Raw genomic sequence first — 13959 nt, 5'->3', positions numbered from 1 at the left:
TAATTGACAACTTGGATTCGGGGGCAAGGTTGCCTCCCTCCTCCATTACGCCAATTTTTAGGGGGCGTTAATCATGCGTGTGCCTCCTAGGCACTCGTGGCAGGGCGACAGACCGTCTGCCGCCCTTGGTGCCACGGTAGCGACTGAACCCGCCCTCGGTGTCACGTTGCTGACGAACCAACAGAAAGTGCGTGCGCCGTGACACGGCGTGCCCGTTGGTGTCTGAAATTGGAGGTGCCTGAGTGGCCGAAACCCCGCTACAGATGACGGTCCGGCTCCGCGCGAAGATCGAGCGACGGAAGAACGAGACCCGCAAGTGGTCCGACGCGTACGAGGGAAAGCGACCGCTGCTGTTCGCGTCGCCCGAGTTCAGCGCGCAGACGGGCGGACTGTTCAAGGACTTTTCCGATAACTGGTGTGCGACGGTCCCTGACGCGACGGTGGAACGGCTTATGCCGCTCGGCTTCCGGCTGGAAGACGGCACGGTGGACCAGGCAGCCGCGACGGCATGGCGGAAGTCCGAGTGCGACGTAGAGATTGGCCTAGCGCTGCTGGAAGCGCTGATCACGGGCCGCTCTTACGCGCTGGTCTGGAAGCCGGACGGGATCAATACCGAGATCACCTTTGAGCACGCGGCAAACGCCATTGTCGAGTACGTCCCGGGTCGCCGCCGGCTCCGCGCTGCGGGGCTAAAGGCGTGGCGTGATGGGACGTGGGAGTTCGCAACGCTGTTCACCCCGGACATGGTGTATCGGTGGCAGCGAAAGGGCCGAAGCCACGAGTGGACCGGCCGTACCGTCGGGCTTCCGCGGGGCGAGCCCTCGCACATCCCGAACCCGCTCGGGGTTGTCCCGCTGGTGGAACTACCGAACCGGGGACGGTTGCACGGAAAGCCGCGCTCCGAGCTGGTGACCGTGCTCCCGCTACAGGACTCCGTTAATACCTTGTGGGCTCACCTGCTCACGGCTTCGGACGGTCTCGCTCTGCCCGCTCGGGCAATCCTCGGGATGGACAGACCCGTTCGGGAGATCATTGACCCCGAGTCGGGCGAAGTCGTCGGCGAGGAAGACGAGCCCATTGACAAGTTCCGCTCGGATCGTCTGCTGTGGCTGGAAAAAGAGGGCGCATCGATCGCCGAATTCTCCGCCGCCGATCTCGACAACTACCTAAGGGTTATCACAAAGGCAGTCGAGCACATCGCGGCGCAGACCCGCACGCCCGCCACGTACCTAAGTGGGCAGCTCATCAACGTGAGTGCGGACGCCCTCGCCGCATCGGAAGCCGGTCTAGTGGCCAAAGTGACCGAGCGGCAACGGCACTTCGGCGCAGGGCTGCGCGAAGTGATGCGGCTGGAAGCCCTCGCAGCCGGCGAGCGGGGACGAGCCGAAGCCCTCGCGCTCGGCACGGTGATTTGGCGTGACCCGCAGTTCCGTTCGGACTCCCAGTACTCGGACGCGCTCGTCAAGCTCAAGAGCATTGGCGTGCCGGATGAGGCTCTGTGGGAGCGAATCCCCGGGGTCACCCCGGACGAGATAGCTCGGTGGAAGCGGATGCGCGACGACCAGGCAGGCGCGATCCTCGGCGGCAACGTGGCCGCGCTGTACGGGCCGAAGCCGCCCGAGGACGACCAGGGCGAAGACGAGCCCGCGGACGAGCTGCCGGACGTCGCGTAATGCCGGACTCCGCGACGCTCGCACAGACCCGTTACACGGAAGTCCAGAGCATCACGCGCAGCGTGGTCGACGCCGTACAAGCTCTGTGGCGGGACGTGACCCCGGACCGCATCCTGTCCGCCATGTCCGGCGAGACCGGCCGCGCGATCCTCGCCGCGGTGACCGCCGGGCAGATGACCGCAGCGGCAGGGGCCCAAGCGTTCGTCACCGCATCCATGCTCGCGCAGGGTGCGGCAGCCGGCCCGCTCGGCCTGCTGAACCCGGGCGCCCTCGCAGGGCTCGCCGCGGACGCTCGTCCGCTCTCCACGCTGCTATACGTCCCGGCTATCAGCACGGCTCAAGCTCTAGCCGGCGGAGCGTCCGCGGAAGTGGCATCCCTGGTCGGGCTGAACCAAATGGCCATGCTCGTGTCGACCACGGTTGCCGACACGGCGCGTGCCGCTACGTCGGTCGCCATGGCTGCCGAGCCCCGGTGCGTGTCCTACGTCCGTGTGGTCCGGCTGCCCGCGTGTGCCCGCTGCATTGTTCTTTCCGGGCGCCAGTACAGCTACAGCACCGGCTTTCGTCGGCACCCTCGCTGTGACTGCGGCATGGAACCGATGACGGATTCCGAGTGGCGCGGGACCGACACCCCGGAAGAACTCTTCCGCCGGATGAGCCCCGAGGACCAGCGGAAGCGGCTCGGCGCCGCAGGGGTCAAGGCACTGGAAGCCGGGGCCGATCTCGGGCAGCTCGTGAACGCTCGGCGCGGACTGTCGACGGCAGCCACGAGCCGGGGCCCGCTGCGGGTGACCACGGAGGGGACGACGAAACGCGGCATCGGCGGGAAGTCCCTCGGACCGTTCGCGAAAGTGCCCGGGGGCGGGCGCTACGAGCGCGCAAAGGAAGCCCGGCTAATGCCGGAAACCATTTTCAAACTTGCTGGCGATGACCGAGAGCACCAAATAGCGATGCTCCGGAAACACGGATACATCACGTGAGGGGACCCATGCCTAACGATCCGAACCCAAACCCGAACCCGACCGGCCCGGAGCCGAAGCCGGGCGAGGGCGACCCGAAGCCGAGCGGCAACCCGCCCGAGGGCACGAAGCCGGGCGAAGGTGGCAACGACTCTGCTGCCGAGCTGTCCGCCGAGCGTGCTGCCCGAGCTGCCGCCGAGACGCGCGCCGAGGAAGCCGAGAAGGAAGCGGCCCGACTCCGCCGCTCGAACGCTGCACAGAAGCCCGGAGACCTTGACGCGCTCCGCGACGAGATCCGGGCCGACTTCATGGCACAGCTCGTCCGCGCCGAGCTTCGCGCGGCGGCAACGGGCAAGCTCCGTGACCCTGCGGACGCGCTCGCCCTGGTCGATCTTGCCGCGTTCACCGGTACGGCGGGCGACGTCGACACCACGGCCATTGCTGCCGCCGTGGACCAGCTCGTCAAGGACAAGCCGTATCTCGCCGCGGAGTCGACCGCATCGAGCCCCGCCCCGTGGGGTGACGTCGGCTCGGGGCAGCGCGGCACCACGGACCCGGCGGACGAGCCGGCGACGCCGCTCGATCGGCTGCGAGACGCGTACAGCACCGCCGAGTAACCCGCACACCCATCCACACCGAGGGGACACACAAAACGTGCGTCCCTTTTTTCATGCCCAAATTCAGGGGGATAGCACATGGCGCTTTCGCTCGCCGAGTCCGCGAAGCTCAGCACCACCAACCTACAGCGCGGAGTCATCGAGACTTTCGTACAGGAATCGTCCATCCTGGACCGCATTCCGCTCATGCCCATTGAGGGCAACTCGTACAGCTACAACGAGGAATCCACGCTGCCGGGAGTCGCTTTCCGTAGTGTGAACGAGGCGTACACCGAGAGCACGGGTACGGTCAATCAGAAGTCGGAATCCCTGGTGATTCTCGGCGGTGACGCGGACGTGGACCGTTTCATCGTCCAGACCCGCGGCAACCTGAATGACCAGAGGGCTATTCAGACCCGCATGAAGGTCAAGGCTGCCGCCTATAAGTACCAGGACACGTTCTTCAACGGTGACACCGCCACCGACCCCAAGTCCTTTGACGGTCTGCGTAAGCGGCTCACCGGCTCGCAGGTGATTTCCGCGGGCACGAACGGTGCTCCGATCGTCGGCAACGGCGGCACCGACGCGCACACGTTCTTCGATCTGCTGGACGGTCTCGTGGGCTCCGTCCCGGGCCTGAACAGCACCAACGGTGCGATCTACGCCAACCGTCAGGTAATCGCGAAGATCAAGAGCGCGGCTCGCCGGCTCGGCGGTTACGAGATGGTGCGCGAGGCTCTTACCGGCAAGCTGGTGGCGACGTACAACGGCATTCCGCTGCTCGACCCGGGCCAGACTGCCGCGGGCGCGGACATTCTTCCGCAGACGGAGACGCAGGGTACGGCCACCGACGCGTCCAGCATTTACGCCGTTCGCTTCGGTCAGACCGAGGACGACCAGGCCGTGACCGGTCTCACCAATGGCGGTGTCATGGTGGACGATCTCGGGCAGCTCGAATCCAAGCCCGCTTACCGCACGCGAATTGAGTTCTACTGCGGTCTCGCCGTGTTCGGCGGCAAGGCTGCCGCGCGTCTTAACGGCGTCCTGGCCAAGTAGCCGAGAGGGGTACGGAATTGCCGCCGCGTAAGCGTGCAGCGTCCGCCCCCAAGATTCCGCACACGGATTCCTGTCCGCCCCCGCCCCGCATTGAGAGCTTCCCGGTTCTCGATTCGGGCGGGGTCGCACGGACCGTGACGCGGTGTCTGGCGTGCGGCGCACAGACAGTCAAGTAACCAGGGGAGGTAACGCGAATGGCACTCCCCGCACTGGCCACCGTGGACCAGCTTGCCGCGTGGATGCAGCGCGAGCCGGCCGAGCTGCCCGAGGGCGCCGCCCTGGTGCTCGATGTGGCGTCCGCGGTGGTCCGCCGGGAAGCCCGGCAGAGCTTTACCCGCGGGACCAGCTCGGCCACGCTCCACCCGGACGGGGGTTGGGTGGTGCTGCCGCAGCGTCCCGTGATCGCCGTGCAGTCCGTCCGTGCGGGCGGGCAGCTCGTCCCGCCGGACCGGTGGCAGCTCGTCCGGGACCGGCTCGCCGTGGTCGACGACCAGGCCGTGACCGTCACCTACACCCACGGATACGCGTCCGTGCCCGGGGACGTGCTCGCGGTCGTGCTCACCCTCGCCGGCCGAGTGCTCACCAACCCGTCCGACCTACGGCAAGAGTCGGTCGGCTCGGTCTCGGTGACCTACTCGGCCGAGACCATCGGAGCGTCCCTCGCCCCTGCGGACCGAGACCTACTCGCCCGGTACCGGCGACGCGTCGCGGTGGTGAGGCTCCGGTGAGCGTGCACTACACACAGACGGTCGTGATCGTCCGGGCCCCCTTCGTGGTCGACCGGTACGGCAACGAGACGACCGTTCGGGATTGGGCCCGCGCGACCAGGACGACCGTCCGCCGCGTGTCCGTCCAGCCCGACGTGTCGACCGAGGACACCGGGGACCGGCCCGTGGTCGTCACCGGGTGGCGACTGACCACACGCCGCGGTGTCGACGTCGACCTACAGCCCGGGGACCGCGTGGTGGCGCTCGGCCGGCTGCTCGATATGGACGGCGACGTGGCCCGCTGGACGCTCTCGGGCCGACACCACCACACCGAAGCCCGGCTAAAGGAGGTGATCGGCTGATGCGCTTCCGCCCGAACCGAGCCGGGATCAACTCCCTGATGCGGACGGACGAAGCCGGGGCCGAAGTCCGCCGAATCGCCGAGCGGATCAAGGCTGCCGCGGAGTCGACCACGGGGGGCGACTTCCGGACCGACTCGGCTCTAGGCGCCCGCCGTTGGCGTGCTGCCGTGATCGGCGACTACGCGAAACACAACGACGCCGAGGGCACACGGCGGGCTCTGCTCGGCGGGATGGACGGTGCCGATTGAGCACCCGCCCCGTGGTCGTCATGCCGGACGCGGTGGCCGTGGTCACGAGCTATCTCCGGTCCGCCCTCGCGGCAGCCGGCGAGCCCGTCCCCGTGGTGTCCCGCATCCCGGCCCCGCGTCCCGCTCGGTTCGTCCGGGTGGAACGGGTCGGAGGGGCCAGACAGACCGTCGTGTCTGACCGGCCCCGGCTCGATGTCCACGCATGGGCCGACACCGAAGCCGCCGCCGCTGATCTCGCCGAGCTGGTCCGCGCCCTGGTCCACGTCATCCCCGGAGTCCGGGGCGGGGTCACGGTCTACACCGTGCGCGAAGTCGGGGGCCCGCAGTGGCTACCCGACCCCGAGTCCGGCTCTCCCCGATACGCGTTCGCCGTGGAAATCCACATGCGCGGGCGCGTCCTTCCCGGCGCCTAGTCCGCCGTTTCCCAATCTCGCATTCCTACGGGGGTACACCCATGTCTCTTAGCGCCAATGCTGTGCGCGTTGCCGTGACTGGCGCCGCATACGTGGCACCGCCCAAGACCACACTTCCGACCGATTCCGAAGCCACGTGGAACGCGGCTTTTACGGACATCGGCTGGATCTCCGACGACGGTATTACCGAGTCCAACTCGGCCGATGCTACCGAGATCAAGGGGTGGCAGGGCGGGCAGACCGTCCGCAAGGTGATCAGCTCGTCCGAGATGACGTTTTCCTTTACGGCCATCGAGACCAGCAAGACGGTGCTTGAGCTTTACCACAAGGGCTCAAAGGTGGTCACCACGACCGGCAAGTCTGTGCTCGCCGTAAAGGCGCCCGGCCCGGACCGCAGGACGTTCGGTTTCGACGTCATCGACGGTGACTCGCATATCCGGATCGTCATTCCGGACGGCGAAGTCACCGAGACCGGCGACATCACTTACAAGGGCGACGAAGCCATTGCGTACGAGCTGACCATTACGGCCTATCCGGGCCCGGACGGCACCGTGGCATTCAAGTACAGCAATGACCCTGCCTGGTCTGCCGCCCCGCCCGCCTAATCCGAACGCAACGACTTTCTAAGTAGGACTCATGACAACCACCGCTTTCGACCTTGACGTATGGGTCAAGGAAGCCCGCCGGGAACCCTTCCGTTTCACCGTGTCCGGTCGTCTCTTCGAGATGCCCGCAGCGGGAGAGCTGGATAAGTCCGTCCTTACGGCGGTCAACATCGATAACCCGTCCGCTCGGGATATTGAGACCCTGCTAAAGGCGGGTCTCGGCGAGGCGTGGCCCGTCTTCAACGAGATACCGATTCCGCTTGCCGCCCTCGGTGAGCTGTTCCGGCGCTGGCAGGCACACGAGGGTGTGCCGCTGGGGGAATCGTCGGCCTCTGCCGACTCCTGAGTGAGCACGGAGAGGCCATCGAAGCGGACCTAGCCCGCTACTACGGTGCCGATATCCGGGACGTCTTCCGACCGGGCTCCGGGCTCACGTGGCGCCGCTTGCGGGCCCTGGTGACCAATCTCCCCGCCGAGTCGGCCCTTGGGAGGTCCCTCGCCGGCGAAGACGCCGGATGGACGCTGGAAACGCAGCTACTCGCAGCGCTGCACGATCGTTTGGCGGAAGCCAACTGGCAGCGAGGGAACGCGGGTTCAAAGACGCCCGACCGTCGCCCCAAGCCCATTTCGCGGCCCGGAGTACGGCCCGACCGAATCGGCGGCACCGAACGGGACCCGCGCGAAGTCGCGGCCTATCTCGCGCGATTGCAGCCCACCACGGGGGGTGAGGGCTAATGGCCGTGGAAGTCGGCATGGGCTACGTGTCCATCGTGCCGGAAGTCCAAGGGTTCGCCGAGGAACTACAGCGGCAGGTAGCCGGTCCCGCCGAGGACGCGGGACAGAACGGCGGACAGGCAGCCGGCGAGGGCTTCACCGGGAAAATGGGTGGAGCCCTTAAAGCTGGTCTCGCTGCGGTCGGCGTGGCTGCTGCGGCAGTTCTCGTCAAGGGCTTTTCGGATGCCCTGGACCAAACCCGTATCGACGGACGCATACAGGCTTCCCTAGGAAGCACCCCCGCCGAGGCGAAACGGTACGGCGAAGCCGCAGGGCAGCTCTACGCCCACGGCATCACGGAATCCGTAGAGGATGCCGCATCGGCAATCTCGGGCGTCATGCGATCGGGCATCCTTCCGCCGGACGCGACCAACGCGCAGATCGAAGAGATAACCGGCAAGGTTGCCAACCTTTCCGACGTCTTCGAATTGGACCTAGGTCAGACCAGCAATGCCGTTGGTCAGATTCTCAAGAATGGCTTGGCCAAGGATGGTAACGAAGCTCTCGACATCCTGACCGCTGGAATGCAGCGGATGGGGCCGAGGGCCGACGACATGGCCGATACGTTCAACGAGTATTCGACCAAGTTCCGGGACTTGGGATTGTCCGCCGCGGACGCTATGGGGCTCATGTCCCAGGGTCTACAGGCAGGCGCCCGAGACACGGACACGGTGGCCGATGCCCTGAAGGAATTTCAGATCAGGGCGACCGACGGCAGCAAGTCCAGCGCGGAAGCCTACAAGGCAATCGGGCTCAATGCCGAAGAGATGACCCGCAAGATTGCCAAAGGTGGCCCCGGGGCCAAAGAGGGATTGCAGCAAGTCCTAGACGGCATCAAGGCCATTAAGGACCCTGCCGAACAGAACGCGGTAGCGGTCGGGCTTTTCGGCACGAAAGCCGAGGATCTAGGCCGCGCGTTGTTCGCGATGGACCCGAAGACCGCCGTAAAGGCTCTCGGAGACACCGCGGGTGCTGCCAACAATATGGGTGACGCGTTGCACAACAATGCGTCGGCCAAGATCGAGCAATTCAAGCGGACGCTAGAAGTCGGCGTATCCAACTTCATAGGTAACAACGTCCTGCCGCCGCTGATTAGCTTTGCGTCCACGGTCGGCAGCGTTCTCGGCCCCGCGCTCAGCGCCGGTAAGGACTTCGTCTCGGGGTTCTTCACCGCTTTTTCCGGGTCAGCCGGCGGGGCTTCCATCGCGGGTTTCGGGCAGGCTCTACTTACGGCCGGAACGACCCTGCGGGATGCGTTCCTTCCGGGGCTGCAAGGGCTCGTGACGCTCGCCCAAACCACGCTGCTGCCCGCCCTAAAGGGGCTCGGGGACGTTCTCTTTAATCAGCTCGTCCCTGCCTTTATGACGCTCTACACCAACGTGGTGGGGGCCGTCGTTCCCACCCTGTCGTCCCTCGGAAAGATTCTGCTAGAGGTCATTTGGCCCGCGATCATGAGCGTCTATACGTCCGTGGTCGAGAATCTGCAACCGATCTTCGCGTCCGTTTCCTCGTTCATATCCGAACGCGTGGCGCCTGCCGTCCAAATGATCGGCGACAAGCTACGCGAGGTAGTCGACAAAGCCCGTCCGCTCATCGAGGTTGTCACTTCGGTTGTGTCGTGGCTCGGTCGGCTCGCGGCGGACATTCTCGGCGCCGTCATTCCGGTAATTATCAACCTGGCCGGGCCGATCTTTTCGGGCTTGTTCTCCGCCCTCGGAACCGTGATCGGCTGGATTGGTGACGTCATCGGCTGGTTTTCCAGTCTGGCAACGGGCATCCGTGATGCCGGACGCTGGATAGCCGATTTCGCATCCGCCGGAATCCGCAAGTTCGGTGAATTCGTAGAGTGGGTGAAGGGTCTCCCGAAGCGCATCAATGATTCGCTCGGAGATTTCGGGCGGCTGCTGGTCGACAAGGGCGCCGATCTGGTCCGTGGTATCTGGGAAGGTCTCCAGAGCATGGGCGGTTGGCTGAAAGACAAGCTGATCGGATGGGCCAAGAGCGCCATTCCCGGCCCTATCGCCGACGCCCTCGGCATCAACTCGCCCTCGCGTCTCATGAGAGACGAGATCGGTCGGTGGATTCCGCCGGGCGTAGTCGAGGGTATCGACGCCGAGCAATCCACGCTTGACGCGCGTATTCGGTCCATGGTGACTGTGCCCCGAATCGACGGGATAAGACCTCCCGGACGCATACGGCCGGCGCGAGACACTGCGGGCCCTGGTGCCTGGTGGTGGGACGAGCTGCGGCGCATCCTCGCCGAGCGTGAGGACCGACGGGAAATCGTGCTGCGGGTGGGACCGCAGGAAATCGCTCGGGCCGTGGCAGCGGGCAACCGTCAAATAGCTAGGAGGTGATCACATGTGGATTGGGGCTGCCGGAAATCTCCGTCAGATAAAGGACGGCGCAACCAAGTTCGAGCGAAGCCCCGAGGTGAGCGTGAAGGAATTCCGGTCGCTCGCTGGTGGGGTCACGACGTGGGCCCCATCCGTCATGCCACGTCGGTACTCCCTCGAATGGGAGGCAATGGCACCGGCCGACGTGGCACACATAGACGCGCTCGCGCGCCGGATTTCCTATACGGGGCCCCTGGTGCTGCTGGACCCGCTCGCCGTCAACATCCTTTCGGGGCGGCAGTCGGAGGGGAAAGGCGACTTCCGCCAATGGGAGTACAGCGCGTCCGAAGTAACGATGTACGCGACCGGCGCGGCACCGAGTTCGGTGGTGGCCAACGTGACGAGCGTGCCCACGGCCGGTGCGGCGATCGGCTGGAAGCACCCGACATGGGCAGGCTTCCCTGTGCCCGCGGGCTCGGTCACGTGGTGGCCGTGGTCTTTCGGGTACTCCCATGCTGCCAAGATCAGCGGGCTTGATCTCAAGTGGTACAGCGCGGGCGGGTCTTGGCTCAGCACGACCACGCAGACCGACGCGTCTCGGCCCATGGTCGCCACCGTGCCGTCCGGGGCGGCATTCGTGTTGCCGTCCCTCCGGATCACGGCAACCGGGTTCTACACGCTCAGCCGGGCTGCTCTCTGTCTTGGGGACGCTGCGGCGTACCTGACATCCGTAGGCAGCTCACTGCCCCTCGGCGAGGGCTGCCCCGGGGTCAGCATCACGGGGTACCGCCATGCCGCCACCCCCGGGGACGGGACGTACCGGGATATCGGCCTGGATCTTGTGGAGGTGACGAGTGCGACAGGCTAGCGCTGCGCTTACGGCTGCTCTCGGAGCCGGCGAGCGTTCCCCCGCCCATGTGGTGCGGCTCGGGGGCGAGGACATGTCGGACCGGGTACAGAGCTGGTCCCTAGACCGTGCGTACTCGACCGATCTCCCCGAAGCGGTCCGGGCTTTCTCCGGGTCGACGAGCGCAGAATTCGCCGTGTCCGTCACGGGCCGCGCCGATCATTCGGCACCGGGCACGCTCGGCCCATGGGCGAGCCGGTACACGGGCGATGCTGCCCGCCCGGGACAGTCCGTCGTGGCCGGATGGGGCATCGCAGGTGAGCCCCTGGACGCGTTCCGGGGCACGGTCCGCAGCCGCTCGGCCGAGTCCGCTACGGACATCGTGTCCGTGACCGCGCTGGACGGGGCCGAACGCCTACGGCAGCCGGCGAAGCTGCCCCGCCCATCCTTTCCGCTGCGAACGATGGACCCCTATAAGGGAAATACGGCGTGGGCCGCTTCGTGCACATGGGTGGTGGACGAGCTACTACGAAAAGCCGGTATCCACACCTGTCCGCCCCCGCGTCCGACCGCGATTTTGTACGCGTCCATGCACGGAGGGGCTGCCCCGTCCATCGGAGAGCTACGGAGCCTTTCCGGTATCTGGAATTGGTGGGTGCAGGATAAGGCACCTTTCGAGAGCTGCGCGGACGCCACCTACTACAGTTCACCGTCCGCGAATTACGGCCCTGTGGCGACTGCGGTAAACCGCGCGATCGGTGACGGTCTCTGGCTGGAAGGGTGGGTCAATACCGAGGGCGGGTCCGACACCATGGACAAGACCATCCGGTATCGGCTGGAGTACGACGTCACAAACGGCGGCACTTCGGATCACCGCTTCCTCGGCCTTGAAATCAACTTCACTACGGGCGTTATCACCGCTAGCCACGGCACCAGTTACGACCCTGCCTTGAATCAGAAAGTGACTTGGACGCCCTCGTTCCTGACGGGTAATTCAGGGGTTCATCACTTCGGCTGGTGGGTCGAGTGGAGCGCAACGGGAGTTCCCACCGTGGTGCCCTACATTTCCCGCTCGTCTGCCGCCTGGTGGTACGGGGGAAACGGGGTGCTAGGTGCCACGCCCTCACCCCCTGGCGACCTGTACGCAATCAATTTGGCAATGACCAACATTCGCGCCGAAGCAATGCAGGTTTCAAAGCTGAAGACGCGTCCCGCCACTCACGCCGAGCGCACTCTTGAAGGGACTTGGATCAAAGGCGGAACGCTCGGAAAGCCGGGTTTCCAACTCGCTTCCATCCCGAAGGTTTCCGGCGACTCCTGGTCGGTGATCACCGAGATTGCCAAGAAGACACTATCCACGGTTGAGTTTGACCGGGACGGGTTTTTCCGAATGCAGGGGTATTCGCGGTGGGCTACGACTCCGAGCACGCCGGCCGTGACCGTGTCCTCTGCGAGGGAGCTAGCTAGCCTCACCGTGTCAGAGGAAATCGACGCGTGCCGCAATGACGTGACAGTCAAGTGGTCCAACTTCGGCGGGCACGACTACGAATACTTGGGCGTGCGAGACGCCAACGTGATTTCCATCCCTTCCGGCTACACGACCATTCGATCCCTGCCGATCAGCGAGGACCGGTACGACTGCGATGCACCCTCACTCAGTACCGCCCTAGAAGGGATTGGGATTCTTGTGCTGCGGACAGGTGCCCTTGCCACCAGTCCACTTGCCCGGGGCGTCGCGGAATGGGAAGTGCGGCGGGACGGTGGCGAAACGCGTCTATCGATTCTGAATCGCGGGCCCTCCACGATCTATTATCACGGGGCAGTGCTCGACGCTGACCGCGACGATTCGTCCACCAAAACCCCTGCCATTTCTGTAGCCGTGGCGCGCGACACTGCGAGTCAGGCGGCGTACGGGGTGCAGGCTTACGAGCACGATGCGACCCCGTGGGTCCAGTTCCCCAATGACGCTTCGGCACTGGCCGACGCGCTTATCAAGGCTGCGGCTTTTCCTGCGCCTCTACTGCAAAGCGTTGAAATCCTGCCCGATCCCCGGATTGATCTCGGGGACGTTGTGCGCGTGGTCGATAGCACGGGGGCCGCTCTGGACACCCTTGCGTGGGTCGTCGGCGTGCGCACCGAGGGGAGCGACGCCGCGGTGAAACAGACGCTCACGCTGCGGGGAGCGCAGACCAATGGAGCGCCAAAGGACCAGGGCTTGTTTCCGGACCCGCCCACCCGGCCCGGAGCACCACCGCCGAGATAGAGAGGGGAGGGACATGGACGACCAGGACGACCCGCTAGGCGTCCGCATCGGCGCGCGAGAGATCTACGACGAAGTGGTAGGGCTGCGCGAGGACGTGCGGTCCCTAGGCCAAGAGGGGGAGAGCGTGACGGAGACGCTAGAAGACCACGAGACCCGTATTCGCGGGCTCGAATCGGAGCGCGCGAAGTATGTGCTTCCGGTCGCGCTGATTACGGCCGTGGCGACCGTGGTTGCCGCCGGGCTCGCAGTGGCCAAGCTCGGCGCGTAGCCCACCACCAGCACCAGCACACGCCCCGTACCGGGCTCACCGGGCGGGGCTTTTTCATGCCCAAAATCAGGGGGATTCATGGGAACCGTAGACGCGATGATCAGCGCTGCCACGGCATCGCTCGGATACAAGGAAGGGCGAAACAACGACACCACGTTCGGCAAGTGGTACGGGCTGAACTACAACCCGTGGTGTGACATGGCTGTGTCCAAGTGGGCTGCGGACAGCGGGAATTCCGCTGTGATCGGCCGCTTTGCCTACTGCCCCAGTCATGTGAATTGGTTCAAGGCTCGGGGACAGTGGCACGGCCGAAGCGTCGCCGCGAAGCGCGGGGACATCGTGTTCTTTTCCTGGGACGGGGGCCCGGTTGCCGATCACGTCGGCATCGTGACCGAGGACGCTGCCCCGGGCGCGGACGTCCGCACCATCGAGGGGAACACGTCCGCGGGCAACGCGGGCTCGCAGGGCAACGGGGACGGGGTGTACCGCAGGACCCGGGGCCGCTCGGTGATTCTCGGCTTCGGGCGACCCGCGTACGACCGGCCCCGCCCCCGTTTCGCGCAGTTCCCCGGGACCGCATGGTTCAAGCGCAACCCGCGCTCGCCGCTGATCACTGCCATGGGTCGCCGGCTGGTCGCCGAGGGCTGCGGGCGCTACTCGTCCGGGCCCGGTCCGCAGTGGACCGAAGCCGACCGCAAGAGCTACGCCGCGTGGCAGCGAAAGCGCGGATTCACGGGCACCGACGCGGACGGGTGGCCCGGCAAGACCACGTGGGACGCGCTCAAGGTCCCTGCCGACGTCTGACACGCCCCGTGAGCGGTTCCCGGCTCCGCGGGGACCAGCTCGGGCACG

Annotated in this window: 15 protein-coding genes; all 15 read left to right on the top strand. The window is 65.8% G+C overall.

Annotation, left to right across the window (positions count from 1 at the left end; genetic code table 11):
- Nucleotides 1-242 precede the first annotated feature (242 nt).
- The gene (locus ACFW22_RS14095; RefSeq protein WP_386402960.1) at nucleotides 243-1673 is read left to right on the top strand and encodes a phage portal protein; all 1431 of its coding nucleotides are present in this window, start codon (nucleotides 243-245) and stop codon (nucleotides 1671-1673) included.
- Nucleotides 1673-2653: a hypothetical protein gene (locus ACFW22_RS14090; protein WP_386402957.1), complete on the top strand. Its 981-nt coding sequence runs from the start codon at nucleotides 1673-1675 to the stop codon at nucleotides 2651-2653. Before ACFW22_RS14095 ends, ACFW22_RS14090 begins: the two co-directional genes overlap by 1 nt.
- Before the next feature lie 8 nt (nucleotides 2654-2661).
- Nucleotides 2662-3249 (top strand): hypothetical protein, encoded by a 588-nt coding sequence (locus tag ACFW22_RS14085; protein ID WP_386402954.1) that lies wholly within the window; start codon nucleotides 2662-2664, stop codon nucleotides 3247-3249.
- Between the two features lie 78 nt (nucleotides 3250-3327).
- A complete protein-coding gene (locus tag ACFW22_RS14080; RefSeq protein ID WP_386402951.1) occupies nucleotides 3328-4284 on the top strand; it encodes a major capsid protein in 957 nt (318 codons plus the stop codon).
- Nucleotides 4285-4478: 194 nt separating this feature from the next.
- Nucleotides 4479-5012, top strand: coding sequence for a hypothetical protein (locus ACFW22_RS14075; protein ID WP_386402948.1), 534 nt, complete (start codon nucleotides 4479-4481; stop codon nucleotides 5010-5012).
- The gene (locus ACFW22_RS14070) at nucleotides 5009-5353 is read left to right on the top strand and encodes a hypothetical protein (protein WP_386402945.1); all 345 of its coding nucleotides are present in this window, start codon (nucleotides 5009-5011) and stop codon (nucleotides 5351-5353) included. Before ACFW22_RS14075 ends, ACFW22_RS14070 begins: the two co-directional genes overlap by 4 nt.
- Nucleotides 5353-5601, top strand: coding sequence for a hypothetical protein (locus tag ACFW22_RS14065; protein ID WP_386402942.1), 249 nt, complete (start codon nucleotides 5353-5355; stop codon nucleotides 5599-5601). Before ACFW22_RS14070 ends, ACFW22_RS14065 begins: the two co-directional genes overlap by 1 nt.
- Nucleotides 5598-6014, top strand: coding sequence for a hypothetical protein (locus ACFW22_RS14060; protein ID WP_386402939.1), 417 nt, complete (start codon nucleotides 5598-5600; stop codon nucleotides 6012-6014). Before ACFW22_RS14065 ends, ACFW22_RS14060 begins: the two co-directional genes overlap by 4 nt.
- A 41-nt stretch (nucleotides 6015-6055) precedes the next feature.
- The gene (locus ACFW22_RS14055; RefSeq protein ID WP_386402936.1) at nucleotides 6056-6619 is read left to right on the top strand and encodes a hypothetical protein; all 564 of its coding nucleotides are present in this window, start codon (nucleotides 6056-6058) and stop codon (nucleotides 6617-6619) included.
- A gap of 31 nt (nucleotides 6620-6650) precedes the next feature.
- Complete coding sequence (locus ACFW22_RS14050) at nucleotides 6651-6965, top strand: hypothetical protein (RefSeq protein ID WP_386402933.1); 315 nt, start codon at nucleotides 6651-6653, stop codon at nucleotides 6963-6965.
- Nucleotides 6966-7353: 388 nt separating this feature from the next.
- Nucleotides 7354-9750, top strand: coding sequence for a phage tail tape measure protein (locus ACFW22_RS14045; protein ID WP_386402929.1), 2397 nt, complete (start codon nucleotides 7354-7356; stop codon nucleotides 9748-9750).
- Nucleotides 9751-9754: 4 nt separating this feature from the next.
- On the top strand, nucleotides 9755-10597 hold the full coding sequence (locus tag ACFW22_RS14040; protein ID WP_386402926.1) for a hypothetical protein: 843 nt from the start codon (nucleotides 9755-9757) through the stop codon (nucleotides 10595-10597).
- Nucleotides 10598-11231: 634 nt separating this feature from the next.
- Nucleotides 11232-12839 (top strand): hypothetical protein, encoded by a 1608-nt coding sequence (locus tag ACFW22_RS14035; protein WP_386402923.1) that lies wholly within the window; start codon nucleotides 11232-11234, stop codon nucleotides 12837-12839.
- Nucleotides 12840-12852: 13 nt separating this feature from the next.
- Nucleotides 12853-13107 carry a hypothetical protein gene (locus tag ACFW22_RS14030; protein ID WP_386402920.1) on the top strand — a complete coding sequence of 85 codons (255 nt, stop codon included), beginning with the start codon at nucleotides 12853-12855 and terminating at the stop codon, nucleotides 13105-13107.
- Between the two features lie 78 nt (nucleotides 13108-13185).
- Nucleotides 13186-13911, top strand: coding sequence for a peptidoglycan-binding protein (locus ACFW22_RS14025; protein WP_386402917.1), 726 nt, complete (start codon nucleotides 13186-13188; stop codon nucleotides 13909-13911).
- The last annotated feature ends 48 nt before the right edge of the window (nucleotides 13912-13959 follow it).

Origin of the sequence: Streptomyces sp. NPDC058872 (genome assembly GCF_042743065.1) — a bacterium.
In the GTDB taxonomy this organism is placed as follows: Bacteria; Actinomycetota; Actinomycetes; order Streptomycetales; family Streptomycetaceae; genus Streptomyces.
The sequence above is the reverse complement of the archived record's forward strand: the minus strand, read 5'-3'. Positions and strand labels throughout refer to the sequence as shown.